This is a genomic window from Allobosea rubneri (genome assembly GCF_032464875.1).
GTDB classification, from domain to species: Bacteria; Pseudomonadota; Alphaproteobacteria; order Rhizobiales; family Beijerinckiaceae; genus Allobosea; species Allobosea rubneri.
Window position 1 is genome coordinate 26,142 of the sequence record NZ_JAWDID010000001.1, and the last position, 26,756, is coordinate 52,897.

Annotated in this window: 24 protein-coding genes; 11 read left to right on the forward strand and 13 right to left on the reverse strand. The window is 67.0% G+C overall.

The annotated features are described in order from the left end of the window. The first annotated feature begins 1 nt into the window (after position 1). The 7 genes from RKE40_RS00135 (at position 2) to RKE40_RS00165 (ending at position 9,513) form a co-directional block, all read left to right on the forward strand. Complete coding sequence (locus RKE40_RS00135) at positions 2-2,185, forward strand: glycosyltransferase family 2 protein (RefSeq protein ID WP_316016221.1); 2,184 nt, start codon at positions 2-4, stop codon at positions 2,183-2,185. A gap of 2 nt (positions 2,186-2,187) precedes the next feature. Further along, the gene (locus RKE40_RS00140) at positions 2,188-3,492 is read left to right on the forward strand and encodes a glycosyltransferase family 4 protein (RefSeq protein ID WP_390893159.1); all 1,305 of its coding nucleotides are present in this window, start codon (positions 2,188-2,190) and stop codon (positions 3,490-3,492) included. Positions 3,493-3,524: 32 nt separating this feature from the next. Continuing rightward, entirely contained in the window at positions 3,525-4,730 is a 1,206-nt protein-coding gene (locus tag RKE40_RS00145) for a polysaccharide pyruvyl transferase family protein (RefSeq protein ID WP_316016223.1), read from the forward strand. Beyond that, complete coding sequence (locus RKE40_RS00150; protein WP_316016224.1) at positions 4,727-5,923, forward strand: hypothetical protein; 1,197 nt, start codon at positions 4,727-4,729, stop codon at positions 5,921-5,923. The genes RKE40_RS00145 and RKE40_RS00150 overlap by 4 nt, the downstream gene beginning before the upstream one ends. Continuing rightward, positions 5,920-7,329 carry a polysaccharide pyruvyl transferase family protein gene (locus RKE40_RS00155; RefSeq protein WP_316016225.1) on the forward strand — a complete coding sequence of 470 codons (1,410 nt, stop codon included), beginning with the start codon at positions 5,920-5,922 and terminating at the stop codon, positions 7,327-7,329. Before RKE40_RS00150 ends, RKE40_RS00155 begins: the two co-directional genes overlap by 4 nt. A gap of 92 nt (positions 7,330-7,421) precedes the next feature. After that, positions 7,422-8,456, forward strand: coding sequence for a GSCFA domain-containing protein (locus RKE40_RS00160; RefSeq protein WP_316016226.1), 1,035 nt, complete (start codon positions 7,422-7,424; stop codon positions 8,454-8,456). A 286-nt stretch (positions 8,457-8,742) separates the two neighbouring features. Beyond that, on the forward strand, positions 8,743-9,513 hold the full coding sequence (locus tag RKE40_RS00165) for an IclR family transcriptional regulator (protein ID WP_316016227.1): 771 nt from the start codon (positions 8,743-8,745) through the stop codon (positions 9,511-9,513). Positions 9,514-9,581: 68 nt separating this feature from the next. Here RKE40_RS00165 and RKE40_RS00170 read toward each other — a convergent pair whose 3' ends face one another. The 11 genes from RKE40_RS00170 to RKE40_RS00220 all read right to left on the reverse strand — a co-directional run bounded on the left by RKE40_RS00170 (position 9,582) and on the right by RKE40_RS00220 (position 21,134). Beyond that, positions 9,582-10,382, reverse strand: a complete 801-nt coding sequence (locus RKE40_RS00170) for a shikimate dehydrogenase family protein (protein ID WP_316016228.1) — start codon at positions 10,380-10,382, stop codon at positions 9,582-9,584. Positions 10,383-10,468: 86 nt separating this feature from the next. After that, complete coding sequence (locus RKE40_RS00175) at positions 10,469-11,377, reverse strand: NAD-dependent epimerase/dehydratase family protein (RefSeq protein WP_316016229.1); 909 nt, start codon at positions 11,375-11,377, stop codon at positions 10,469-10,471. 89 nt (positions 11,378-11,466) lie between these two features. Further along, positions 11,467-12,369 carry a DMT family transporter gene (locus tag RKE40_RS00180; protein ID WP_316016230.1) on the reverse strand — a complete coding sequence of 301 codons (903 nt, stop codon included), beginning with the start codon at positions 12,367-12,369 and terminating at the stop codon, positions 11,467-11,469. Between the two features lie 292 nt (positions 12,370-12,661). Further along, positions 12,662-13,495, reverse strand: coding sequence for a shikimate dehydrogenase family protein (locus RKE40_RS00185; protein WP_316016231.1), 834 nt, complete (start codon positions 13,493-13,495; stop codon positions 12,662-12,664). A gap of 2 nt (positions 13,496-13,497) precedes the next feature. Further along, positions 13,498-14,535 (reverse strand): Gfo/Idh/MocA family protein, encoded by a 1,038-nt coding sequence (locus tag RKE40_RS00190; RefSeq protein ID WP_316016232.1) that lies wholly within the window; start codon positions 14,533-14,535, stop codon positions 13,498-13,500. Between the two features lie 10 nt (positions 14,536-14,545). Continuing rightward, positions 14,546-14,989, reverse strand: coding sequence for a type II 3-dehydroquinate dehydratase (aroQ, locus tag RKE40_RS00195; RefSeq protein ID WP_316016233.1), 444 nt, complete (start codon positions 14,987-14,989; stop codon positions 14,546-14,548). Positions 14,990-15,168: 179 nt separating this feature from the next. Then, positions 15,169-16,032 carry a carbohydrate ABC transporter permease gene (locus RKE40_RS00200; RefSeq protein ID WP_316016234.1) on the reverse strand — a complete coding sequence of 288 codons (864 nt, stop codon included), beginning with the start codon at positions 16,030-16,032 and terminating at the stop codon, positions 15,169-15,171. An 18-nt stretch (positions 16,033-16,050) separates the two neighbouring features. Further along, on the reverse strand, positions 16,051-16,938 hold the full coding sequence (locus tag RKE40_RS00205) for a carbohydrate ABC transporter permease (protein WP_316016235.1): 888 nt from the start codon (positions 16,936-16,938) through the stop codon (positions 16,051-16,053). Positions 16,939-17,037: 99 nt separating this feature from the next. Then, complete coding sequence (locus RKE40_RS00210) at positions 17,038-18,321, reverse strand: ABC transporter substrate-binding protein (RefSeq protein ID WP_316016236.1); 1,284 nt, start codon at positions 18,319-18,321, stop codon at positions 17,038-17,040. Between the two features lie 107 nt (positions 18,322-18,428). Further along, positions 18,429-19,835, reverse strand: a complete 1,407-nt coding sequence (locus tag RKE40_RS00215) for a hypothetical protein (RefSeq protein WP_316016237.1) — start codon at positions 19,833-19,835, stop codon at positions 18,429-18,431. Positions 19,836-20,222: 387 nt separating this feature from the next. Beyond that, positions 20,223-21,134: a PfkB family carbohydrate kinase gene (locus RKE40_RS00220; protein WP_316016238.1), complete on the reverse strand. Its 912-nt coding sequence runs from the start codon at positions 21,132-21,134 to the stop codon at positions 20,223-20,225. Positions 21,135-21,321: 187 nt separating this feature from the next. On the opposite strand from RKE40_RS00220, the gene RKE40_RS00225 reads away from it, so the two are divergent. Both RKE40_RS00225 and RKE40_RS00230 read left to right on the forward strand, forming a co-directional pair. Beyond that, positions 21,322-22,101: a DeoR/GlpR family DNA-binding transcription regulator gene (locus RKE40_RS00225; RefSeq protein ID WP_316016239.1), complete on the forward strand. Its 780-nt coding sequence runs from the start codon at positions 21,322-21,324 to the stop codon at positions 22,099-22,101. 54 nt (positions 22,102-22,155) lie between these two features. Beyond that, the gene (locus RKE40_RS00230) at positions 22,156-22,827 is read left to right on the forward strand and encodes an HAD family hydrolase (protein WP_316016240.1); all 672 of its coding nucleotides are present in this window, start codon (positions 22,156-22,158) and stop codon (positions 22,825-22,827) included. A 7-nt stretch (positions 22,828-22,834) separates the two neighbouring features. Here RKE40_RS00230 and RKE40_RS00235 read toward each other — a convergent pair whose 3' ends face one another. Both RKE40_RS00235 and RKE40_RS00240 read right to left on the reverse strand, forming a co-directional pair. Then, on the reverse strand, positions 22,835-23,791 hold the full coding sequence (locus RKE40_RS00235; RefSeq protein ID WP_316016241.1) for a carbohydrate kinase family protein: 957 nt from the start codon (positions 23,789-23,791) through the stop codon (positions 22,835-22,837). Further along, positions 23,788-24,660 carry an IclR family transcriptional regulator gene (locus tag RKE40_RS00240; protein ID WP_316016242.1) on the reverse strand — a complete coding sequence of 291 codons (873 nt, stop codon included), beginning with the start codon at positions 24,658-24,660 and terminating at the stop codon, positions 23,788-23,790. The genes RKE40_RS00235 and RKE40_RS00240 overlap by 4 nt, the downstream gene beginning before the upstream one ends. Positions 24,661-24,839: 179 nt before the next feature. Here RKE40_RS00240 and RKE40_RS00245 point away from each other — a divergent pair, with 179 nt between their 5' ends. Beyond that, complete coding sequence (locus tag RKE40_RS00245; RefSeq protein ID WP_316016243.1) at positions 24,840-25,898, forward strand: ABC transporter ATP-binding protein; 1,059 nt, start codon at positions 24,840-24,842, stop codon at positions 25,896-25,898. Further along, complete coding sequence (locus tag RKE40_RS00250) at positions 25,895-26,752, forward strand: ABC transporter permease (RefSeq protein ID WP_316016244.1); 858 nt, start codon at positions 25,895-25,897, stop codon at positions 26,750-26,752. Before RKE40_RS00245 ends, RKE40_RS00250 begins: the two co-directional genes overlap by 4 nt. Positions 26,753-26,756 lie beyond the last annotated feature (4 nt).

Sequence of the window (26,756 nt, forward strand, 5' to 3'; positions counted from 1 at the left end):
GGTGAACGAGGTCATCATCCCCCAGCAGACGAGGCTCAGCCCGGCGCCGACCGTCGCCTGGACCCCGCTCGGCGAGAACGCGATCCTGGTGATGAGCGCCTGCGACGCGATCCCCGGCAAGGTGCCGGTCGCGGTCGACGGCAATCCGCGCAACAAGGCGCAGACCATGGCGCTGACCTGGCGCCGGCCGCAGGCGGATGCCTCGCAGGCCGTCGGCTTCCTCTGCCTGGCGCCCGCCCCCTCGCATGACCGAGCCGGCGGCGGCGCGATCCTGCTCGGCCGGCCCGGCCGGCCGTTGCGGCTGATCCTGGCGCCGAAACCCCTGCCCCTCCAGGCCTTCCTCGCCGCACTTGCCGACGAGGCCGGCCAGTCTTTCCCGACCGTGGTCGACGGGCTGCTCGAAGTGCTGCTCGCCGGCAAGTCGAACCCGCGGCGGCTGCGCGCCGTCGGCATGCTCCTGCAATCGGTGGCCAAGCCCGGCGGCTTCGTCGAGGTGATGGGACCGCAGGACGACAGCATCTTCGTGCAGGGCTGGACCGCGAACTTCGCCGCCGGCCGGACCCAGCTGCTGATCGCCCATGGCGGCCTCTCCTCGGCCATGCTGGAAGCCGGCACCTTCGAGAGGGACGATCTCGGCGAGGGCGCACGCGGCTTCTTCGGCCTGATCGAGGAATGCGAGATCCGTCATCCCAGCGAGATCGAGCGGCTGTTTTTCCGCGGCAATGACGGCTGGCGCGCGCTCGAAGTCTATGAGCGCCACGTCCTGCTCGAGCCGGTGACGGTGCCCGGCCATCTGCGCGACGGCCTGCAACGCGGCAGCGCGCCGCCGGCGACCGCCGAGAAGCTGAAGCGCGCCTCCCAGCGCTTCGACGGACGCGACACGGTCTGCCTGCTCGAACAGCCGGTCCGAGCCGGCATCGACGATGCGACCGTGGTTGAGGGCACCGGCGTGCTGATCATCGGCTGGCTGTTCGACCGCGAGAACAAGGTCGTGGCCGCGACCCTGCGCACCGGCAACCAATCCTGCACGCTCGACAAGAGCTGGACGCGCACGGCGCGCCCGGATGTCGCTGCCGCCTTTCTGGAAGATCCGCGCTTTGGCCCGGCATTGGCCGGCCGGCGCAACAGCCACGGCTTCATCGTCTTCGCGCCGAAGCTCGCTCCCGAAGCGGGGCAACCGCTCTATATCGAGTTCGAGATCGAGGGCCAGGGTCCGGCCTTCCTGCCGTTGTCCCCGGGGCGCGCGCCGGCCCGGCGGGCACTGGAGCGCGTCTTCGGCCTGCTCGACCCGCGCTCCTCGACCGCAAGCTCCGTGGTCGAGAAGCAGATCGCCCCGGCTTTGCAGGCGGCCGAGATCGCGCCGCCGCGGGCGATCGAGAGCCATGATGTCGGCAGCTTCAATGCCGATGCGGCGCTCGGCCTCGTCATCGGGCTCGACCATCGCCAACGCGAGCTTTCTAGCCTGTTCGCCCTGCTCGCCATCGATCCCGAAGTGCGCAGGCTGCCGATCGTCGTGGCGGCACCGGGCGAGAGCTTCGACCGGCTCGGTGCCGAGGCGCGGCGGCTGGCGCGCTTCTACGGGCTGTCTATCCGCCTCGTGCTGGTCGAAGGGGTCGAGGACAGCTGCGACGCGCTGGAGGCCGGGCTGCACGCCTGCCGTTTCCAGACCGCCGCCCTGCTCTCCGGCGCGGCGCAGATCCGCATGCCCGGCTGGCTCGGCCGGCTGGAGCGGGCCTATCGCGGTCGCGGCGGGCACTGCGTCGCCAGCCCGACCTTGCTGTTCGAGGACAATTCGATCCGCTGGGCCGGCGCCTGGCTCGAAGGCGAAGGGCCCGAGCGCCGGGTCTACAACCGCTTCGTCGGCTATCCGCTGGAGGCGATCGGCAGCCTCGGCCCGATGGAGGTCGCGGCCGGTGCGACGGAATGCTGCGTGCTCTCGCGCGCCGCCTTCATCGAGGCCGGCGGCTTCTCGCGCAACTACTTCACCACCGGCGAAAAGGGCCTCGACCTCTGCCTGAAGCTCAGGATGAACGGCGCGCCCTCGCTCTGGGTGCCGGAGGTCGAGATCTATGTCGTCGAGGACAATGAGGCCGCGCGCGCGCCGGCCGGTGTCCTCGCCAGCCTCGCCGACCGCACTTCCTTCGACCGGCGCTGGGCGCTGGCCATCTCCAACATGAGAGGATGAGCATGCGTATCCTCGTCGTCTCGCACGGCCACCCCTCCTTCTCGCTCGGTGGCGCCGAGATCGCTTCCTACAACCTGCACAAGGGCTTCCAGGCCAGTGCCGAGGTCGACACCCACTACCTCGCCCGTGTCGGGGCGCCGACGCCGCGCCATGCCGGCACGGCGCTGATGAGCCTGCGCCAGCGCGGCGGCGAACTGCTCTACTACGCCGAGGAATACGACCACTTCCTGATCTCCAACCGAGCGACCGAGGAGATCGAGCGCGATTTCGTGCGGGTGCTGCGCGACCTGAAGCCCGACGTGGTGCATTTCCACCATTTCATCGGGCTCGGGCTGGAATGCCTGTTCGCGGTGCGCGACACGCTGCCGGACGCGCTGATCGTCGTGACCTTCCACGAATATCTCTCGATCTGCCACCACCATGGGCAGATGGTGAAGACCGGCGCCTTCAAGCTCTGCTACCGGTCCTCGCCGAGCGATTGCAACGCCTGCTTCCCGGAGATCGCGCCGGCCCGCTTCCTCGCCCGCGAGACCTTCATCAAGGGCATCCTCAACCTCGCCGACCATTTCGTCTCGCCGAGCCGCTTCCTGGCCGAGCGCTACCAGCAATGGGGTCTGGCGGCGGAGCGCTTCTCGGTGATCGAGAACGGCATCGACGTTGCCGAGGTCGCGCCGCCGCGGCCGTTGCCGGACAGCGAGGGCCGGCGCTCGCGCTTTGCCTATTTCGGCCAGCTCACGCCCTACAAGGGCGCCGACATCCTGCTCGACGCGGTGACCCGCATCCCGGACTCGGTCTGGGGCGAAGACAGCGTGCTGCTGGTCTATGGCGGCAATCTCGAGCGGCAGCCGGAGGCCTACAAGAAGAAGTTCGCCGACCTCGTCGAGGCCGCCGGCCGGCGGGTGCGCTTCTGCGGCGCCTTCCAAAACCACGAAATGCCGAACCTGATGCGCTCGGTCGACTGGGTGGTGATGCCCTCGGTCTGGTGGGAGAACTCGCCGATCGTGATCCAGGAGGCCTTCTTCCACGGCCGGCCGATCCTCTCCAGCAATCTCGGCGGCATGGCCGAGAAGATCACCGACGAGGTCGACGGGCTGCATTTCCGCTCCGGCAGCCCCGAGGATCTCGTCGACTGCATGACCCGTGCGCTGAGCGAGCCCGGGCTCTGGGAGCGCCTGCGCTCCGGCATCAAGAAGCCGCTCAGCCATGTCGACTGCGCCAACCAGCATCTCGCGCTCTACCAGCGCCTGATCGCTGCACGGGGCATGCCGGCTCCGGCCAATCGCGCCGCCGCGCCGATGATCGCGTGAGCTGCGCGAAGACAAGAAGGGAGAACGCAACCATGGCCCGCATCCTCGTGATCAGCCCGTCGGGCGAGGTCTACGACCACGACAATGTTCGCTGGTACAGACACGCCGACCTGCAAAGCCACATCAACCACTATCACAACATCGGCGACGCCTTCGTCTTCGATTCCTCGCTGAAGCTGCTCAACTTCGAGAAGCTGGAGGAACTGCCGATCACGCGCATCGACCCCCAGCAGATCGACCGGCTCAACGCCGAGTTCGACTATGTCTTCCTGCGCGGCTCCAACTATGTCCACGCCGAGATGAACTGGAGCCGGACCGCCGAGGTGCTGCGCCGGCTCAAGCTGCCGGTGATCGCCTTCGGCATCGGCGCGCAGGCCCCGGTCAGCGGCAAGCTCGAACTCAGCGAGGACAGCAAGACCGTCCTCAAGCTGATCGCCGACTCCACCGCTTCGGTCGGTGTCCGCGGCACCTATTCGGCGGAGGTGATGAACGAGCTCGGCATTCGGAATGTCAGGATCATCGGCTGCCCGACGGCTTTCCGCAACAACCGGCCCGATCTTGCCATCCGCCTGCCGGCGCTCGATACGGTGAAACAGGTCGGCGTCACGCTGCGCCGCGAGGTCTCCAAGCACTACGCCAAGGACATCAAGCGCTACCTCAATGTCCACCGCGACCTGGTGAAGGCGATGGCGGAGCGCTTCGAGGTCACGCTGATGTCGCAGGGCGAGGTCGAGGAGAAGAAGCTGGCACTCGGCACGCCCGAGCAGAAGCAGGAGGGCATGGCGGCGCTACGCGAGAACGGCTGGGCGACCGCCTGGTATCTCGACGAGCGGATGGAGGAGCTCTACCGCGACCGGATGTTCTATTCGGACGTGGTCGCCGAATATGAGCAGCTTGTGCGCCGGCTCGACCTCGTGCTCGGCTACCGTCTGCACGGCAATCTGATGGCGCTCGCCAACGGCACGCCCTCGATCTACTTCACCTATGACAGCCGGACCGTCGAGTTCGCCGAGACCTTCAGGATCCCGAGCGTCGACGTCTTCGGCGACAAGCCGTTCACGCTTGAGGAATACTGGGACCAGACTCTCTTCGACCGCTTCAACGCGGCCTATGCCCAGACCTACCGGGCAATGAGCGCCTTCCTCAGCGAGAACAAGATCGACCACAAGATGGCGAAGCCGGCTGTGGCCGCCCCCTCCGCGCCGCCGGCTCCCGAGCCGGAAAGGAAGGTGGCATGAGGGTGGCCCACCTCCGCCTCGCAGGGCTGCCGGCAGCGGTCATGCTGCTGGCCCTACCCTGCGCGGCATTCGCCCAGGCCCCGGCCTATCGCCTCGAGGTCGCGCCCGACGCGGCGGAAGAGACGGTCGTCTCCTGGGCGCGCGAGCGCTGCGAGGAATGGGACCTGCCGGATGCGCCCTTACGCGCCTTCCGCGACGACAAGGGCGAGGTCGTCGCCTTCGCCAGCCATTACCGTGGTCGCCCGCTGATCGGCCCCGCCCTGACCTCGGTCAGGAAGAGCTGCGCGATCTCCTTCCAGGCCAGGAACAGCGCCGATCCCGCCGAGTTCAGCGACAAGAGCTGGATCGCCGCGACCTGGACCGGCGATGGGCGACGGGTGCAGGCGCTGATCCATGCCGAGTACCACGCCGACAAGCATGCCGGCGCCTGCCGCTTCAAGGACGCGATGAGCTGCTGGTACAATGTCGTGACCGCCGCGCGGTCGAGCGATGGCGGACGCAGCTTCAAGGTCGACGAGCCCCATCCGCTGGTGGCCGCGCCGGCCTTCAAGCAGGATGTCGGCCAGGGCCGGCATCGCGGCTTCTTCAACCCCTCGAACATCGTCGAGAAGGACGGCGCCTGGTACGCGCTGATCGCGACGACCGGCGGCGAGGGCCAGAAGAGCGGCGTCTGCCTGTTCCGCACCGCCGACATCAAGGACGCCACGGCCTGGCGCGCCTATGACGGCAGCGACTTCACCATCCGCGCGCTCGATCCCTATCGCGAGGATGTCAGCCAGGCGAAGCCATGCAAGCCGCTGAAGCCGCTGCCGACCACGGTCGGCTCGGTCACGCGGCACGAGGCAAGCGGGCAGTGGCTGGCGATCTTCCATCTCGGCCCGGATCCGAGCCAGGGCATCGCTGGCGGCCGCGTCGCCTATAGCTGGTCGAGCGACCTCAAGCGCTGGTCGCCGCTGCAGACGCTGATGATCCACCCGACGATGTGGAGCAAGAACTGCGGCGACAAGCAGCGCTACGCCTATGGCGCCGTCGCCGACCCGGCCTCGCCCTCGCGCAATTTCGAGACGACCGGCGACGAGGCCTTCCTGTTCATGAGCAAGATGCGCGTCACCGACTGCAAGGTCGGGCCTGAGCGCGACCTGGTACGCGTCAAGGTTCGGTTCGTGCCTGAAACCCAGCGGAGCACGCCTTGAAGATCCTGCGCGCCACGACCAACGAGGTCGCCATTTCCGTCGCCCGCAAGCCCGAAGGCAGCTGGCCGGCGCTGAGCCTCAGGCTCGACGGACACGACTACGCGACGATCCATCCCGCTGCGCTGGTCGCCGGCGATGCGACACAGGCCGAACTCACCATTCCCCTGCCGAGACTGCCCGGCGGGCGCCCCCACTCGGTCGCGGTCGCAGACGCAGCAACGGGCGCGCTCGCCCCGGGCTCGAACCTGCGTCCGATCGCGACCGAGACCAAGCTCAGGGCGCTGGTAATCTACCCCGCCGGCGAGGTCTACGAGCACGACAAGGTGCGCTGGTATCGCGCCCCGATGGAGAAGCTGCTCGCCGATTATTTCAACATCGGCGACATGATCGTCTACGACTCGACGCTGAAGCTCCTGCGCTACGCGCATCTCGAGCCGATGAAGATCATGAGCCCGACCGAGGCCGACATCGAGCGCTATGCCAGCGAGTTCGACTATGTCTTCGTGCGCGGCTCGAACTTCATCCATGAGAAGATGGAGTGGTTCCGCGCCGTCGAGGTGCTGGAGAAGGTGAAGCTGCCGGTCTACGCCATCGGCGTCGGGGCGCAGGCCAGCCAGAACCGCAAGATCGAGCTTTCGGAAGGATCGAAGCGCTTCTGGTCGATCGTCGCCGAGCGCTCCGCCGCGATCGGCGTGCGCGGCGCCTTCTCGGCCGAGACGCTGCGCCAGAACGGCATCCGCAATGTCGAGGTCGTCGGCTGCCCGTCGATCTTCCGCACCCGCAATCGCGATCTCCAGATCCGCGTGCCCGACCAGCGCGAGATCCGAAAAGTCGCCTTCAGCCTGCGGCGCGAGGCCGACCACAGCTACACCGCCGATCCCGAGACCTATCTCCGCAACCAGAAGGCTGCGCTGCTCAAGGTCGATGGCCAGAGCGAGATGGTGATGTCCTCCCATGGCGAGCAGGAGGAGAAGGCCTTCTTCCTGCGCGACGAAGCGGCGAAGCAGAAGGCCGTCACGGAATTCGTCCGTACGAAATGGTGGGACGGGCCGGACGACCAGGCGATGCGGCGCATCTACGAGAAGCAGCTCTTCTCGTTCTTCGATGTCGAGCGCTATGACCAGTTCGCGCAATCGATCGACCTTGCCGTCGGCTACCGCGTCCATGGCGTCTTGCCGGCCGTCGCGCATGGTGTGCCGGGTGTGCTCGTCGCCTATGACACGCGCAGCCAGGAACTGGCCGAGACGCTGAAGATCCCGGTCGTGCCGGAGGCGGCGCTCGCCGAGGGCGGCTGGCGCGCCGTCTACCAGGAGGCGGCGCTGAACGGGCTCTCGAAGAGCTACGCCCAGTCCTACGACCGGATGCGGGACTTCCTCGAGAAGAACGGCGTTCCGCACCGGATGTGAGCGAGAGCCGGCGACGACCAAGCATGGGCGCAAGCGCGCCGGTCGCCGCCCCGAAAGGCGCCACGCCTTTCCAGCAGAAGGAGACGTAAACGATGAAGATCGAATACGATGCAGGCACGGCCCTCTCGATCATGCGCGCCAACCCGGCGCGCGGCTGGACCTCGGGAAAGCCGGAGCGCATGGCCAAGGAACGCCTGACCACAGGCGACTTCCTCAAGGTCGAGCACCGGCCGAAGTTCCAGATCGACCCCTCCTGGCCGATCTTCACCATGGGGTCCTGCTTCGCGCGCGAGGTCGAGAACATCCTGATGATGCGCGGGCTGCCGCTGCTGCTGCGCGGGCATGGCGTGCCGGCCGAGCATTTCGAGAGCTGGAACGAGGAGAGCGGACGCGGCGGCGGAGCGAACCGCGGCGAGCTCTCCCGCGGCGCGCTCAACAAATACTCGGTGCGTTCGATGGCGCACGAACTGAAGCGCGTCCTCCTCGGGGAGAGCTATCCCGACGAGGGCCTGATCGAGCTTTCGCCGGGGCAATGGTTCGATCCGCATGCCAGCGGCCTCAGACTGCTTAGCCGCGAGGAGGCCTTCGCCAACCGGCAGCGCCTGACGACGGCGACCGCGACGATCAAGGATGCCCGCATCTGCTTCTTCACGCTCGGCCTGACCGAGACCTGGCTGGATTCGCAGACGGGACTGGCGATGAACATCCATCCCGGCCCGAGCTGGCTGGCAAAGATGCCGGAGCGCTTCCGCTTCGTCGACTACGGCTATGATGCGACGCTGTCGGACATGCTGGAGATCATCGGGCTGATCCGCGAGCACTGCAATCCGGAGATGCGCTTCATCGTCACCGTCTCGCCAGTGCCGCTCGGCGCGACCTTCAAGGAGGCCGATGTGATCGTCGCCAATAGCGGCTCGAAATCCGTGCTGCGTGCGGTCGCCGAGGAGCTCTACCGGCGCTTCGACTTCGTCGACTACTTCCCGAGTTACGAGATCGTGCTCAACTCGCCGCGCGCCATGGCTTTCGAGGACGATCAGCTCCATGTCGCCCGCGAGATGGTCGCCCAGGTGATGACGACCTTCCAGGCGAGCTATCTCGGCGCCCCCGCGCAGCCCCAGGCCGCCTGACGGTGAGAACCGTCTAGGCTGCGGCGGGCTGCCGCTGACGAAGATGGCGCGGTCGGCGACGGCCGCGGCCACGGATCGACAGAGGCTCCTTCCAGGCCTCGCCTATCGCCCGCGCGCCCGAACATCGAGACCGCCTGTTCTTCTACGGGAATACGTTTCCATACGAAGTAAAGCACACCCGCCGAGGTTAACCCGTAAGAGATATTGAACCTGCCGGGTCCGGCCTTCACTATTGCGCAACACTTCAACGGGCCGACCGCCGCAGCTGAACAGAACCGGATCTGCAATGCCCTCGGCCGAGCTGGGATCAGTCAAGTCCGCGATGCGCGTGCTCGACCTGTTCGAGTATCTGCGCCGCTGGAACGCCGGCCAGACCCATGCCCGGATCGCCGCCCAGCTCGGCATACCGAAAAGCAGCCTGACCCAGCTGCTCAAGACCTTGGTCTGCCGCGGCTATCTCGAATACGACCCGGTCAGCAAAGGCTACTTCCTCGGCCCGGCCGTGGTCGCGCTCGGCCAGCGCAGCGCCGAGACGCGCGATCTCGTCAGCATCGCCGAAGACGTGCTGGCCGACACCGCCCACGCGACCCGCGAGACCTGCGCCCTCAACCTGCTGAAGGGCGACGTCTCGGAGGTGGTGGCGACCGCAAGCGGCTCGCACCGCCTGCACTACACGATGCGAAAAGGCGACACCGCACCGCTTTACGCCACCTCAGGAGGCAAGGCGCTGCTCGCCCATCTGCCCGAGGAGATGCGCCGCGACTATCTCGCGCGCGTCAGCTTCGAAAAGATCACGCCGCGGACGATCGACTCCGTGCCGGCGCTGGAGGCGGAGCTGGCGGAGATCGCCCGGACCGGCATCGCCTTCGTGGTCGAGGAGTTCATGCCGGGCATCGTCGGCATGGCGCGCCCGATCCTCGGCCGCTCCGGCTTCCCGCTGGCGGCCGTCAACATCGCCCTGCCGATCGCGCGCTATGATGCCGCGCTGAAACGGCGCTGCCTCAACGCACTGGAGGACGCCGTCCTGATGCTCAGGGAACGTGCTGGCCTCGGGTGAGCGGCGTGCACCCTTTTTCCTGTTGAGCACCGCAGACGGCTTCTTCGGTGCGATTGCGCCCTGCAGAGCTAAACCGGCTTTCCCTCGAGAAAATCGACGATCAGCTCGCGCTGCGCCATGAACATGTTGACGCCAGTCTGGGTCTTGCAGCCGAGGCGGCGGCCAGCTTCCAGCAAGGGCGAGACCTCGGGCGCCGTGATGACGTCGCCGATGAACATGTCCGGTGCGAGCTTTTCCACCTCGACCGGCAGAGGATCGTCGGGGCGCATCCCCATCGGCGTGGCGTTGGCGATAACCCCGAAACCGGACGGGTCGGCCGATCCCGCCCGGACGCGCCCGGGATGGGCGGCGGAGAGCCGAGCGACCAGCGCATCGCGCCGGCCGGCATCCATGTCGTGGATTGCAAGCTCGGATGCGCCAGCGTCGAGCAGCTGCAGGCCGATGGCGCTGCCAGCCCCGCCCGCGCCGATCAGCAGGGCATGCTTGCCCTCCGGCTCACCGCCGGCCTGCCGCATGGCGCGCACGAAGCCGACCCCGTCGAGCATGTCGCCATGCCAGGCGCGATCCTTGCCGCGGCGCAGGACATTGGCCGAGTCCAGCAGCCGAGCCCGGTCGGACAGCGTCGTGCAATGCTGCCGGGCAGCGAATTTGTGCGGGATCGTTACGACGATTCCGTCGACGTTCAGCACCGGGCCGAGCGCCGCGATTAAGCCGTCGACATCGTCGGGCAGGACATGGATCGGGATCAGCGCCGCGTTGATGCCGCGCTCGACGAAGCCTCTGGTGATGCCGGACGGAGACTTCACCTGGGCGATCGGGTGGCCAATGATAACGAAGATCCGGGTCTCGCCGCTCAGCATATCCAGCATCGCATCCTCCATTCGGCCTTGGCGCCCGTTCGGCATCCATGCCCTTTCCTGCTTTCGGATCTCACGCCTGAGTCTGTTCTGCCGATCTACCGAAGGGCCGGCGCCGCTTTCCGATAGAAGGCGATGGTACGCGCCAGCCCCTCCACCAGCCCGGTTCGCGGCAATGGGCCGAGCACCGAAGGCAGGGTCGTATCGGGAGCGAGTTCCGGGGCGGTAGGCAGGCTCGGCCCGGCGGCGCTCAAACGCGCATCGGGAACCTGACGCCGGATCTCGGCGATGACTTCGTCGACGGTCGCGACCTCGCCGACCAGATTGAAGGCATGCGCGCCGGCAATGTCGCGTGCAACCGCCGCCTCGAAGGCAGCCGCGAGATCCTCGACATAGAGCAGGTCGGACTGGCCAGTGTAGATGAACTCATAGGCTTCGCCGGTCGCGGCCGCCTCGGCGGCGAGGCTCGGGCCGGCAGTGAGGCCGAGCTCGCGGCCGGGCCCGTAGACCACGAAGGGGCGGAAGCCGACGCTGGCGATGCCGTGATCATGCCAATAGGCGCGGGCGCTGCCTTCGGCGGCGAGCTTGAAGGCGCCGTAATGGGTGATCGGCAGCGGCCTTGCCCCATCCTCCGGGCCGAAGACGCCGGCCGAGCTGGCATAGACGACCTTGGCGATGCAGTGCCGGCGCGCAGCCTCGAAGACGTTGAGCGTGCCGATGACGATGACCTCGGCACCGAGGACCGGCTGCTCGCGACAGGCCGGCGTCAGGATCGCCGCGAGATGGACGATGGTATCGCAGCCCTTGGCGGCGGTATGGACGGCCTCACCGTCCCGGATGTCGCCCATGCGCCAGTCGATCCCGGCGGCCGCCTCGCCAGCCAGCGCCCGCACGAGCCGGCTGTCATCCTTGATGTCGAAGATGCGGACCTTGTGGCCGGCCGCAAGCAGGCTGCGGACGATCCAGGCGCCGATGAAGCCGGTGCCGCCGGTGACGAGGATCTGCATGGAAAATCCCGTAGCTGTTGCTGAGGAAAGGACAATGCACGTGATGTCGGAGCTTTGCCGGCGCCGGTCAATCCTAGGCCACGCCTCGTTCAACCTCTCTGCCGGGGCTTCGGCGGCCTGCCCGCCAGGTGTAGCGAGATCAGCCCACCGGCGACGATCAGCGCGGCGCCGACGACGGTGAAGACATCCGGCACCTCGCCGAAGATGGCGAAGCCGAGCAGCGTGGCGGTCAGGAGCTGGGCGTAGGAATAGGGCGCGAGGCGCGAGGCGGTCGCCCGGGCATAGGCGGCGATCATGGCGAACTGACCGGCGGCCTGGCAGATGCCGGACAGGCCGAAAAGCAGCCATTGCTCGCCGGTCGGAGCCTGCCAGAAGAAGGGCAGAGGCAGCGAGGACAGGGTGAGCGCCACCAGCATGGTGTAGAGCAGCACGGCGCGCGAACTCGCCCTTTGCGCGACGATCCGGGTCATGACCTGGCCGGTGGCGGCGAAGAGGCCGCCTAGCGCCGGGATCAACAGGGCCCACGAAAAGGCGCTCCCGAAAGGGCGCATGATCGTCAGCACGCCGAGGAAGCCGAGCAGCACCGCGAGCCAGCCCCAGCGATTAACCGGCTCCCCGAGCAGGAATTTGCCGAGCGCCATGCTGAGCAGCGGCGCGATGAAGAGGATGGTGGTGACCTGGGCGAGCGGCACATAGGCCATCGCGACGATGACGCAGATGCCGCCGAGGAAGGGAAAGATCGAACGCAGCAGGAGGAGCTTGACCGGGCCGCGCGTCAGGGCGGCCCGCCATTCTCCGGGCCGGAGGATGAACAGGAAGAGGGCAGCGAAGACCACGCTGCGCCCCCACATCGCGATCACGGGATTCGTCTCGACGACGACGAGCTTGGAAGCGGCGTCGCCGACAGCAAACAGGCTGAAGGCGGCCAGAGCCAGCGCCAGCGCGGCAAGGCCACCATCGGAATGCGTGGCTTTAGGTAGCGGAGGACTCACCTTGCGCGCTCGCCCCGCAGCCCAGGCGGGGGATGCTCGATATCGGAGATGGTCATACCGGGCGCGATCTCGCGGCTGCCCCCAGGCGCTTTGCTTCGTCGCTGCCGAACATCGCCTTCCCCCCAGGGGCCGGGGCCCGTCCTGCCGCGTGCCGAATGGCGCGCAGGCGGAAGGCTTCCGACGGTCGCCGCGATAGGCGCGACGACGATCCGGCTATAGGCAACGCAGCGTCAGGCGACAATCAGGCTCGCCCTGCGGCCAGTGCAGGGCCGCCCTCCATGCGCGGCCGGGCTCAGTAGCTGATCCGAGCAACCGCCCGCAGATTGTCCGGCGTCGTCGTCGGAAAGCCGAAGAATTCAAGATAGGCCGGGATCTGCTCGAACAGCATGTCGGTGCCGACCTGCGTCTGGCAGCCTTTGGCCTGGGCGGCCGCGAGGAAGGGCGTGACCTCGCTCTTCAGCACGACCTCGCCGACGAAACTCTCCGGCGCAATCCGCGAGACGTCCATCGGCAGGGGATCGCCATCGTTCATGCCGAGCGGCGTCGTATTGACGACGATATCGTAGCCCTCGGGATCGCGCGTGCCGAGCTCCAGCGCGAGCACCGGATAGTGCGCGCGCAGGCGCCGGGCGAGCCCTTCCACGGCAGCGCTGTTGAGATCGAAGAGACCGAGCGCGGCCGCACCCGCTCCCGCCAGCGAAGCGGCGATGGCCGCGCCGACACCGCCGCTGCCGACGACCAGCGCTCGCGCGCCCGCCACCTGACGGCCCTTGCGCAGCACGCCGCGAACGAAGCCTTCGCCATCGAACATGTCGCCGCGCAGCGTGCCGTCCGGCCTCAGCAGAACTGCATTGCAGGATCCGGCGATGCTCGCCGCGGTCGAGAGTTCGTCGACGAGGCCCGTGGTCGTGACCTTGTGCGGCATCGTCACCAGCGCGCCGCGGATGTTCTTCAGGCGGAAGAGCGCGGCAAGCACCTGCGGATAAACATCGGCCTCGACCGCCATCGGCATGACCACCGCATTGACGCCGATCGACTCGAAATAGGGATTGTAGATCAGCGGCGCCTTGAAGGTCGTCGTCGGGTAGCCGAGATGGGCGATCAGGATGGTGTTGCCGTCGATCATGATCAGCCGATCGTGACGACGGCGCCGGTGCTGGCGGCCTGCTTGACGGCCTCGATCACCTTCAGCGTTTCCAGCCCCTCGCGACCGGAGACGATGGGCCTGGCCTCGCCGCGGATGACCTCGCCGAAATGGCGCACCTGGACGCGCAGCGGATCCTCGGCGACGAAAGGCACGCGCTCGCGGCGCAGCGGCTCCCACCAGCTGCGCTTGCCCGGATTGTACCAGAGCTCGAGCTGCGGCACGGTCAAGGATCCATGGGTGCCGCCGAGCTGGTAGCAGGACTGATCCTGCTGCTGCGGGTAGACCGGGTTCTCGCCGGTGGTCATCTCCCAGCTCCAGGGCGCGACGACCGAGTCGGAGACGTTGACCGTGCCGAGCGCGCCATTGACGAAGCGCAGGATGATCACCGCCGTCTCCTCGACGGCATTGCCGCGGACGATGTTCGATTCCTGCGCCTGCACCGAGGCGATCTCGCCGCAGAGATAGCGGAACAGGTCGATGTCGTGGCTGAGGTTCATCATCACCGGGCCGGCGCCCTTCTCGCGCCGCCAGGCGACGTCGAAATAGTCGTCCGGCTTCATCAGCCAGAAGCTGCCATGCAGCGTCAGCAACCGGCCGAGCCGCCCGGCCTCGACGATCTCCTTGGCCTTGCGGATCATCGGGTTGTAGCGCCGGTGATGGCCGGCGAGGAGCGGGATTCCGGCCTTCTCGAACGTCGCGACCAGTTGCTGCGCCGCCGCGACGCTGTCGGCGAGCGGCTTCTCGATGATCGCCGGGAGACCGGCTGCGGCGGCTTCGAGGCCATTGGCGAGATGCAGGTTGTTCGGCGTCGCGATGACGACGCCGTCCGGCCGGGCACGCGCCAGCATCTCGGCGAAGCTCGGGAACCAGTTCGTCCCGAGCGACGAAGCGAGCGACGTGGCGCTCGGCGAGGGATCGACGATCGCAGCGAGCTCGAGGCTCGGCTCGGCCGCGATGTGCTGGGCATGCCGGTTGCCGATCAGACCGGCACCGATGACTGCTAGTCTGACTGGCTTCATCGGCTTTCCCCTATTTGCCGTCGATCAGCGTGGCGAGGCGCCGCAGGGCAAGCGAGTAGCCCTGGGTGCCGAAGCCGGCAATGACACCGTCCGCCCGCAGCGAGACATAGGAATGATGCCGGAAGGCCTCGCGCTTGTGGACATTGGAGATGTGGACCTCGAAGACCGGTCCGTCAAAGGCATTGAGCGCGTCGAGCACGGCAACCGAAGTGTGGGTGAAGGCGGCCGGGTTGATGACGATGCCGCCGGCGGTCTCGCGGGCCTCGTGCACCCAGTCGATGATCTCGTATTCGCGGTTGCTCTGGTGGAAGCGCAATTCGAGCTTCAGCTCGTCCGCCAGCGCCCGGCACTCGGCCTCGACATCGGCCAGGGTGGTATGGCCGTAGATGTGCGGCTGGCGCTTGCCGAGCAGGTTGAGGTTCGGACCGTTCAGGACATAGACGAGGCGGCTCACGGCGGGTTTCCCGGGCTTGCGGATTGCGGTTCGCGGTCGCGCTGCCACCGGCGGCGGCCACGCCTCTCATCCCTAACCTTGCGGAGGGGCTTGGTGAAGGGCCGAGAAAGAACCGCGCCGGCCCGAAGCCGGACCGGCGCGCAGTTTGGGAGGTGGCGGTCGGCCCAACGCCGGCGTGGTCAGGAGGTCAGAGCCCCCGCCGTCATGCCCTGGACCATGTAGCGCTGCAGGAAGATGAAGGCGACGACCAGCGGCAGGCTCGCCAGCACCGAGAAGGCCATCATCGCGTTCCAGTCGGTGACGAACTCGGCCATCAGACTGTAGATCGCCATGGTCAACACGCGGTTCTCCCAGGACTCGATCAGGACGACCGCGAAGAGGAACTCGTTCCAGGCGAGCAGGAAGGTGTAGAGCCCCGCGCCGACGAAGGCCGGATAGGAGATCGGCACCAGGGTCCGGAAAATCGCGCCGAGGCGCGAGCAGCCATCGACCATCGCGGCTTCCTCGATGTCGCGGGGAATGTTGATGAAGTAGCTGCGCAGCATCAGGATGCAGAACGGCAGGGTGAAAGTCAGGTAGACGATCACCAGCGAGGTCCGCGTGTCGTAGAGCCCGAAGGTGATGAAGATCCGGAAATAGGGAATGCAGAGCAGCACCAGCGGGAACATCTGCGTGGTGATGAGGAACATCAGCACGGCGCGCTGCCCGGCGAAGTTGAAGCGCGCCAGCGCATAGGCGGCCATCGCGCCGAGCACGAGCGAGAGCAGGGTGACGACGAGCGAGATCACCATCGTGTTGAGGAAGACGACGAGATAGCGCGGCGTCGTGAAAATCTTCTTGTAGCCGTCGAGCGTGAAGATCTGCGGCAGCCAGTCCGGCGGCATCTGCATCACCTCGATGTTCGGCCGGAAGGAGACCGAGAGCATCCAGGCGAGCGGGAAGAAGACGATCAGGATCGCCAGGATAAGGAGGGCGTAGGCCGTGGTGTTGAGCAGGCGCTCGCGCCCCCGCTGGCCCAGCCTGCCCGAAATGACCATAGGCATCGCTTTTTCCCGTAGAGCTTAGACGTTGCGCATCGTGCGGCGCACATAGATGGCGCTGACGATGAAGAGCACGACGAACATCACGACGGCCTGTGCCGAGGCGTAGCCGAACTTCAGCTTCTGGAAGCCGTCGAAATAGATCGCCGTCGCCAGCACTTCCGAGGAATGGGCCGGGCCGCCGCCGGTCATGACGTAGACCGGATCGAAGGCGCGGAAGGTCCAGATCGAGTCGAGCAGCACGATGGTCGTCATGACGCCGCGCAGCTGCGGCAAGGTAATGTGCCAGAACTGCTCCCAGAGCGTCGCGCCGTCGATCTCCGCGGCCTCGTAGAGCTGCTTCGGGATCGCCTGCAAGCCGGCGAGCAACATCACCATGAAGAACGGGAAGGCGCGCCAGACGTTCATCGCCGTGACCGAGCCGAGCGCGGTCGAGGGGTCGCCGAGCCAGGAGATCGTGCCGTTCGGATCGAGCAGGCCGAGCGAGACAAGCAGGCCGTTGAAGACGCCGAAAGGCTGCAGCATCAGCACCCAGATCATGCCCGCGACGGTCGGCGCCAGGAGCCAGGGCACGATCAGGAGGCCGCGCGCCAGGCTGCGAAAGGTGGCGTTGAGATGCATGTTGAGCAGCAGCGCGAGCGCCAGCCCGATCACCAGATGCAGCACCACGCTGAAGAAGGTGAAGACGACCGTCTGGATGAAGGCCTTCCAGAACAGCGGGTCGTTGAACAGCGCGACATAGTTGCCGAGCCCGACCCAGACCTCGCGCTGGAGGTTGCTGTCATAGAAGCTCAGGCGGACGACGTCGCCGAGCGGATAGACCAGCAGCGCGACCAGGATCAGCAGCGCCGGCCACAGGAAGGACAATGCGAGGAGCTCTTCGCGATACTTCTGTTTGAAAGTCAGCATGGCACGCCGATCATGCGGGGCCGCTACCCGTCTTTTTCGGGCAGGCGGCCCCTGTACGATGGGAGAGGGGCGCGAACGCCCCTCCCGGACGGATGGGCGTTACTTCGCGGCCGCGGCGAAGATCTTGTTCCATTCGGCGGCGGCATCATCCAGAGCCTGCTTGGCGGTCTTCTTGCCCTGCACGACGTTCTGGATTTCCGTGCTCATGATCTTGTTCATCTGCACGGCGTTGGGCATCACCAGGAACGGCGAGCTGGCGTTGGCCGCCGCCATCTGGGTAACGAAGGCCTGGAAGAGCGTGCGCTCCTTGAACCAGTCCTGACTGGAGACGTCGGTGCGGGCCGGGAAGGCGCCCGTGCCCTTGGCCCACATCTCGATGCCCTTCGGACCGGACATCCACTTCATGAAGGTCCAGGCCGCGTCCTTGTCCTGAGCCTGGGACGAGATGGTGTTCAGCGAGCCGCGCACCATGGTGCCGCTGGTCTTGCCGACCGGCAGCGGGGCGATGTCGTAATTCAGCTTGGGATTGAGCTGCTTCTGGATCGCGATGCCCCAGGGCCCCTCGAACATCATGGCGACGTTGCCGGAGGCGAAGTTGGCGCGCTTCTCCTTCTCGCCATTGCTGAGCACGCCGGGAACGGAGACCTTGTCCTTGTTGATGCGGTCGACATACCACTCGATGGCGGCAACGCCTTCAGGGCTGTTGAACACCGCCTTGTTGGTCTCGGCGTCGATGATCTTGGCGCCGGCCTGCAGCAGCAGCGGGTATATCTCGTAGGTCATGTTGGTCGGCGGCTCACCCTGCAGCGTTCCGGTGATCGCGAACTGGCGCTTGTCGGGATTGGTCAGCTTGCGGGAGTATTCCGCGAACTCGTCCCAGGTCTTCGGCGGGCCAGAGAGGCCGGCGGCCTTGAACAGGTCCGTGTTATAGAACAGCGCGACCGCGCCGCTCTCGATCGGCAGATAGTACTGCTTGCCGCGCCACTTCTGGTGGAAGGTCACGGGGATGTTACCGAAGAACTCCTTCGGCTCCTTGGCGATGCGCTCGTCGATCGGCTCGATCATGCCGAGATCGGCGAACTCCGCCACCCAGTCGACCTGCACGAGCAGCACGTCGGGCAGCTTCTTGGCCTGGTGCAGGACGATGGCGCGGTCATGGAAGCCGGAGAAGGGGGAATCGACCGGCGTCAGCTTGATGTCGGGATGGTCCTTCTCGAAGGCGGCCTTAAGCTCGCCCATGAACTTCTCGCCGACCTCGGTGCCCTTCCACTGGCCCCAGCGCACTTCCTTCTGCTGGGCAAGCGCCAGCGTTGGCAGGCTGATCATCGAGGCGAGCGACAGCGCCGCGAACTTCAGCAAGGAAGACCTACGTTGCAGATCCATGATCGTTTCCTCCCGGGTTGATTATCATTGTCCGCGAGCGCCGTTCGGCGCCTTCGGGTAGCGGGCGCGCCCGTCGTTGCGGGCGCGCCGTCGTCCATCGTCCTCCTTCAGGCCGCGCGGGCCTTGCGCAGCGCCTCAGGCACCGGCGGCGCGACCTTCACGAGCGTCGTGTTGTCGGTGACGAGCTTGCTCGTTGCGCCGACATTCATCCAGGTGAACATGTTGCGGAACATGTCCTGGAGCGACTTCATGATGTCGGCCTGGGCCTGGGCCGGCATCTCCCAGAACGGCTTCTTCATCACCTTCCAGGACTTCTTGCGGGTGTTGTAGAAGAACTGCGCGTCGGTCTCGCCCTCGGCCCGCTCATTGGCGTGGTTGGCGAAGGTGTATTCGCGGATCTGGTCGCGCAGCGCCTGCGGCAGGCTCGGGTGGTCGAAGATCAGGTTGTTGAAGCCGAGCGCGAGGTGGACCTCGACGGTTTCCGCTTTCGGCAGCATGGCGAGCTGCTCGCCCGGCAGGGTCGAGGCGCCGTGCTGGACCGCGCCGGCCATGTTGTAGTCCTGGCGGCAGATGGTCGAGATCGTCTTCAGCAGCTCGTAGTCGACATTGACCGCGGCCAGCGTGCCGTCCGGCAGGACCTTGCCGCCGTGATAGGTGCCGGAATTGATCGAGATCTTGCTGACGATCGGCAGCTTTCTGCTGCGCTTGGCCATCTCCTCGAGATAGACCTTCATGAAGGAGCGCAACTCCTCCGGCGTCGTGTTCTCGTGGCCGACCTCGCCGATTTCGGCGCCGAGGGAGATCGTGATCCCTTCCGGCTCGATGCCGCGCACGAACTCGGTGAAGTGGGCGGTCAGCTCGGCGTTGACGCGCTGCTGGTCCTCGACCGTCGCCAGGGCCAGGTCGACCACGGTCGAGGCGTCGATATCGATGCTGTAGAGCCCGGCCGCGACCTGCTCGCGCATGATGTTCTCGAGCTTGCGCACCTCCGCCTTCGGGTCGGCGAGATAAGCCTTGGCGTTGATCTGGTCGTGGTCGGCCTGCAGGAAGACCGGGCCGACATGGCCCTCGCGCAGGGCCGCGGCGAGCACGCCGGCGGCGTATTCGATCGGCGGCTGCTGGGCATAGAGCGCCTCGCCGACGGCCTGCTCGAAGATGAACAGCTTGGAGTCGAGTTCCTTAGCGGCCCGGAACACGGCCCGGCAGGTATGATAGGTCCAGCCGCGCAGGTTCATCGCCGGCACGGTCTTGCCCGACCATTTTCCTGCGGCGCAGGCGAGATAGAGCTCCTGCACCGAGGAGGGCACGATGCCGGCGGCGAGCGCCGCCTCACGGATCGCCCAGATCGCGACGGCGCGCGTCTCCGGCTCGGCGATCGCCGCGGTCTCGGCCCAACGGTCGATCATCTCGTCCGGCGGCCGTTGGCTCTTCGAGAAATCAGGGTTGGGGCCCGAGAGGTCGACCTTGATCGCCTTCAGATCCGCCAGGAGTTCGGTGATTGAGGAGCACGCCATGAATGCTGTTTCCTTAGCCGGCTATAATCACAGGTTCGCGCCGTCGCAGACAGGCGCCTGCAGCGTCCGATCGATCGACCGATGCGTCGCAGCTCCGCCGCCTAGAACAGGCGACACGCAGCGATCGCCGCCAGGGCAGCGTCCGCAAGGCCCGCGCACTTTTCGCAAGCCCTGCCGCACCCGGCCGATGATGAAGGTCGAAAGATCCGGCCTCCCGAAATTCTTCTTTTCTGCGCCTAGTGATGCATGCGCGTTTCGATATCGCAAGCGCTATTTTCGTTTTCTTACATATCTCGGCCAGAGCCAAGCACGCCTCGACCTTTCGCGCCTGGCTTGAAAGCGCCAGCGAGAATCCTTGCGAGCGCAATCAGGGCCTTCGGGCTCGGATCAGACCGGATGGACCGCGCCGGATGCCAGCATCGCCTCGATCGCGGCGCGATCGCCCATGCCGTCCCAGCCGCGGCCGCGCTGCGCCTTCACGGCCGCCGCAGCCGAGGCGAAACGGGCGGCTGCGATCGGATCACGCCCCTCGCTGAGCCCGAGCGCATAGGCGCCGTGGAAGGTGTCGCCACAGCCAGTGGTGTCGGCGACATCGACCCGGAAGGCGGGAACCGCGACGATTTCGCCGTCGATCAGCCAGAGGCTGCCGCTGGAGCCACGGGTGACCGCGACGACCCTGGAGGCGTCGCCGGCACATTGGCGCAGCAACTCTTCCGGGCTGCCCTCGCCGGCATGGTCGCGCAGGCCTTCGCTGGAGAAGACGACATGATCGGCCCGGTCGATCAGGGCCTGATTGTCGGCGGTTGTACCGCCATCGGCGTCGAGCACGGTGACGACGCCGGCGGCTCGCGCGCGATCGAGCGCGATCAGCGCCCCGGCCGGCCAGCGGCTGTCGACGAGCACGGCTCCAGCCTCGTCCAGCCGATCTTCCGGCAGCACCGAGCCATCGAGCGACAGGCCGTGCCGGTCCGAGACGATGCTGCGCTCGCCCCTTGCGTCGACCATCACGATGGCGCGCAGGGTCCGGCCTTCGGGGAGGACGGCGACGCCGCCGCAATCCACGCCATGCTGGCGCAGCGCGGCGATGCCGGCCTCGCCGGCAGGGTCGTCCGCCACACGCCCCCAATAGGATGCTGTGCCGCCGAGGCGGCAGATCGCCACCGCCGCCGTCGCAGCCGGCCCGCCATAGCGCTTTTCATAGGCGAGAACGCCGGTCTTGATGCCGGAAGCCGGCAAGGAGGCAACCTGGAAGACCTCGTCGAGGACGAGGTTTCCGACGCAGACGATCTTGCGTTTCATCGAACCGGGATTCCCGCTTGCGGCGACCGCCGGGCCGGCGCCGGCAAATCCCGGATGCTCGACGGACAGGTCGACCAGGATGGCGACGAAGCGGGATGATGCAGCAATCTTTCCTTTTCGCAACCTCGATATTCGAAAACGCGCATTCCGCTTGACGCGGGACGAAATGTGCTCCTTACCGCTTGTCATGGCCCAGCTGAGCAAACGCCATAGCGAGATTCTCGACATCCTCTCCCGGCGCGGATACGCCGCGATCGAGGAGTTGGCGGCGGCGTTCAACGTCACCCCGCAGACCCTGCGGCGCGACCTGCAGGACCTGTCGGACCGCGGCTACCTGCGCCGCCACCATGGCGGGGCCAGCGCCAATCTCAGCACAGTCAACGCCGATTACGATTTCCGGCATGTCGAGACCGCCAGCGAAAAGGCGGCGATCGCCCGCGCCGCGGCGGCCTTGGTGACGCCGGGCAGCTCGCTGTTCCTGACGCCCGGCACCACGGTCGACGCGCTCGCAAAGGCCATCGCCGAGAAGCGGCCGCGCGGCCTGCGCGTCGTCACCAACTCGACCGCGGCAGCCTCGATCCTCGACAAGTGCCCGGAGATCTCGATCCTGATCACCGGCGGCATGTGGCTCGGCCAGAACCGCGCCATGGGCGGCATGCACGCCGCCGCCTTCATCGAGAATTATCGCTGCGACCTGCACATGACGAGCATTGGCGGCATCGATTCCGAGGGCAATCTGCTCGAATATCGCGACGACGAAGCCGTGGTCGGGCGCGCCATGCTGCGCAATGCCAGGCGCGCCGTGCTGCTGGCCGACCACACCAAGTTCAGCCGCGCCGCCATGTCCCGCCTCGGGCATCTCAGCGAGATCAACACCCTGGTGACCGATCGACAGCCACCGGCGGGAACGACGCGGATGATCCGCGAAGCCGGCTGTGAACTCATCGTCGCGAATGACGAGCCATAGAGTCAGGCCCGCCGCCGCCGGGGACCGACCAGCCAGGAAAGGGCCAGCCGAACCGTGTTCAAGCTCGCGATCATCGACTTCGACGGCACCATCTGCAGCACGCATGGCGCGGTCCGCCATGTCATCGATCTGACTTTCGCCTCCTTCGACCGGCCGGCGCCCGACGCGGCCGTGGTCGACGTCGCGATCGGCAGCGGCGCGGTCGCGAGCGACCTCTTCGGCGGGCTGCTCGGGCTGGAGCCGGACGATCCGCAGCGCGCGGCCTGGGCCGGTCGCTATCGCGAGATCTACAATGGCGGCGAGGGCCTCGCCCTCACCGAGCTCTTCCCGGGCGTGCGCGAGGGGCTGGAAAGCCTCTCGGCGGCGGGCTGCCGCAGCATCGTGCTCTCGAACAAGGGCGAGGCGTCACTGGCACCCGCTCTGGAGCATTTCGGCATAGACGGGCATTTCGAGATGGTGATCGGCGATGCCCCCGGTTTCGTCCGCAAGCCCTGCCCCGACAGCTATCACAGTCTGATCGCGCCGCGCTTTCCCGATATTCGCCCTGAGCAGACCTTCATGCTCGGCGATACCGAGACCGATATCCGCTTCGCCCGCAATATCGGCGTGCCCGCCTTCTGGGCCCGCTACGGCTTCGGCAATGCTGCAACCTGCGAGGCGCTGAAGCCGGAGCGGACGCTCGACGCCTTCAACGAGGCCGCGGATTTCGCGACGGCTGCGGCCTGAAGAGTGTTCAGCTCCGCCCGGCCGCAAGCGCAGTGTCGATTTCGGCGGCGACCGGAAGATCGGCACCGCGGCGGGAGACGGTGATCGCGGCCGCCGCGGCCGCGTAGCGCAGCAATTCCTCGATCTCGGGCAGTGCCAGCGCCGCGATGGCATCACGCCGCAGCCTTCCGGTCTGCGAAAGCTGCGCCAGCAGCGCGGCATGGAAACTGTCGCCGGCGCCGACCGTGTCTCGGACTTCTGCAGGGCGGGCCGCGACGGCGACCGTGCCGGCGCGCGAAAATGCAACCGCGCCTTCGGCACCGCGCGTGATCACGACCAGCGCCGCACCGCAATCGAGCCAGTACCGGGCGGCATCGTCGAGCGAGAAGCCGCCCTCCCAGGCGAGGCGGACATCCTCGTCGCTTGCCTTGACGATGGTCGCGCAGCGGCAGAAGCGCTCGCCCATGGCGCGCCAGCGCGCCATGTCGGGCTCTACGCCGGGGCGCAGATTGGGATCGATACTGATCACCCGCCTTCCGGCCTCGCGCTCGGCGAGGGCCGCCAGCGCCGAGGCTGCCGGCTCGGCGACCGTCGAATAGGAACCGAAGGTCAGCGCCTCGACCTCCGCAGGCAGGGTTTGCGGCATCTCGGCCGGCGTGAGCGAGCGGTCCGCCGCGCCCTCCCCATGGAAGGCGTAGTTCGGCTGGCCATCGGCGCCGGTGGCAACGACCGAAATGGTCGACAGCCGCTCGCTGCGAACGAGAAAGCCCGTATAGACCCCTTCCGCTGCCAGGCGCCCGGCCAGCATCTGCCCGAAATGGTCACGCGAAACCCCGCCGAGAAAGCCGGCCGCCACACCGAGGCGGGCAAGACCGATCGCGACGTTGAAGGGCGAACCGCCCGCGACGGCGCGGGCCGGGACCTCGCCGCCTTCGGCGGCACCGACGAAGAGATCGACCAGCGCCTCGCCGCAGACCAGAATCATGGCTGGCTCCGTCCCGAGCGCTCAGGCGACGCCGCGATCTCCGCGCCGATCTGGTCGGCGACGACGCTGAGGCTGCGCGAGGGATAGCGCAGGGCGATGTCGAACGGATTCAGCCCGGCGCCGAGCGATGCCGCCTCGGCCTTCAGGATGCCGACGACGCCCGGCAGGCGCTCCTCGCCGAGGCGCTCGGCCAGGGTACCAACGCTGAGCGCCGCGACCGCTCGCCCTTCGGCATCGAAAACAGGCACGCCGACGCCGGCCATACCCTGGATCAGGCCCGTATTGAGATTGACCCAGCCCTGCTCGCGCGCCTTCGCCAGCGCCATGCGCAGGCCGGCTTCATCGAGGAAACCACGGTCGAGCAGGCGCGGGATGTTGAAGCGGATCACCGCCTCGCGCTCGGCCTCGGGCAGATGGGCGAGGATGGCGAGGCTCCCCTGCCCCAGGCCGAGCGGAACCTTGCCGCCGATATCGCCGGTGAAGGAGCGGATCGGGAAAGGTCCCTCGATCCGGTCGAGGCAGACGGCGTCGTAGCCATTGCGGACCAAGAGGAAGATCGTGTCGCTCAGCGTCGCGGAAAGGCGCAGCAGCACCGGCCGGGCGAGCTCGCGCAGGCCGCCGGCCTGCCCGGCCCGCGCCGCCAGTACGAAGAAGTCCAGCGCCATGCGGTAGCGCTTGCCGCCCGCGACCTGCTCGACGAAGCCCTCGGCGATCAGGTCGCGCAGGGCACGATGGACGGTCGGCTGGCTGCTGCCGGCCATGTCGGCGAGGTCCTTCAGACGGATACCAGCCGGATCCCCGCCGGCGAGCAAGCGCAAAAGGCCGAGCGCGCGGCGCAGGCTGGAGACGGTCTCGGGCGAATCGCTCATCGCGACACGATAATTTGCGAGCACCTCTAAGCCAATTAATTTCATATAACGGAATTATTAAAACAAAAATTCTCTTCAATGAAATTCCAGATTGACGAAATTGGTACCCTGCCGCCTTTTTTTCGCCATCGCGTTCACAAGCCCCGGCCGATAACGGGGCACACCATGCGGGAGTGGTGATGGGCTTCCTGACGCTGGAGAAGCTGAGCAAGATCTACGGTGATCTCGCTGCAGTGCAGGATGTCGACCTTGCCGTCGACAAGGGGGAATTCGTCTCGCTGCTGGGCCCTTCCGGCTGCGGCAAGACGACGACGCTGCAGATGATCGCCGGGCTGGTCGAGCCGAGCGCCGGCACGATCCGGCTCGATGGCCGCGACATCACCCGGCAGAAGCCCAATCATCGCGGGCTCGGCATCGTCTTCCAGAGCTACGCACTGTTCCCGCACATGACGGTGGCGCAGAACGTCTCCTTCGGCCTCGAGATGCGCAAGGTCGGCAAGGCCGAGCGCGACGAGCGGGTGAAGACCATGCTCGGCCTCGTCCATCTCGCCCGGTTCGCCGAGCGCTATCCGCGCCAGCTCTCAGGCGGCCAGCGCCAGCGCGTCGCCATCGCCCGCGCCCTCGTCATCCAGCCGCCGGTGCTGCTGCTCGACGAGCCGCTCTCCAATCTCGACGCAAAACTGCGCGAGGAGATGCAGTTCGAATTGCGCCGCATCCAGCAGAGCGTCGGTACCACCACGATCATGGTCACCCATGACCAGGCCGAGGCGCTTTCGATCAGCGACCGCGTCGTGGTGATGGAACAGGGCCGGATGACGCAGATCGATGCGCCCTACCGGCTCTATGAGCGCCCAGCGACTCCGTTCATCTCCTCCTTCGTCGGCAAGATGAACCGGCTGGAAGGCGTCTGGCGCAAGGGCGCCGCGGAGGTCGCAGGCGTGACGCTCCCGACGGAAGCCGGCGGCTTCGCGGAGGGACAGGCGATCGCGCTCTCGATCCGGCCGGAGAAGATTGCCTTGCGGCCGCAGGGCCAGGGCCGGCTCGACGGCACGATCCTGCATCGCTTCTTCCTCGGCAGCTACTGGCTGTTCACCGTCGAAACCCCGGCCGGCCCGTTCTCGGTCTCGGTACCGAACGATGGCGACGAGCCGGCACGGCAGGGCACGGCAGTTTCCCTCGACTGGGCGCCGGCCAGCCTGCGCGTCGAGGCGCTGGCGGCCCGGGGAGCCGCGGCATGAGCAGCGCGCGCGCCACGAGCACGCCCTGGCTCCTGGTCGGCCCCGGCGCCCTGTTCTTCCTGGCGCTGGTCATCCTGCCGCTGGTGCTGACGGTGATCCTCAGCTTCCATGCCTTCGACCACAGCACTGGCATCAAGAACGAGTTCACCCTCGCCCATTACGCGGCGGTGCTGTCGGACGACTACTATCTCGGCATCTTCTGGCGAACGTTGCGCCTCGCCGCGCTGACGACCCTGATTTGCGCGCTGATCGGCGCGCCGGAGGCCTACATCCTCTCGCGGATGCGCGATCCATGGCGCTCGGTCTTCCTCCTGGTGATCATCGGGCCGCTCTTGGTCTCGGTGGTCGTCCGGGCCTTCGGCTGGAGCATGCTGCTCGGCTCGACCGGGCTGGTGAACCAGGCGCTTCAGGCGCTGGGTTTCGGGCCGGCACGACTGCTCTACACGGAGACGGCGATCGTCATCGCCCTCGTCCATGTGATGCTGCCCTTCATGGTCATCCCGGTCTGGACGGCGCTGCAGAAGCTCGATCCGGCGGTCGAGGCTGCGGCCTGGAGCCTGGGCGCCTCGCATTTCACAGCGCTGCGCCGGGTCGTGCTGCCTCAGGTCTCGCTCGGCATGCTCTCGGGCAGCCTGATCGTCTTCGGGCTCTCGGCGTCGGCCTTCGCCATTCCCGGCCTGCTCGGCGGCCGCCGGCTGAAGATGGCCGCGACGCTGGTCTACGACGAATACATGCACGAGCTGAACTGGCCGCTCGGCGCCACCATCGCGATCATCGTGCTCGCCGCCAACCTCCTGATCATGCTGGCCTATAACCGCGTGGTCGAAGGCCGCGCCCGCCGGACCCTGGGGTGAGCGC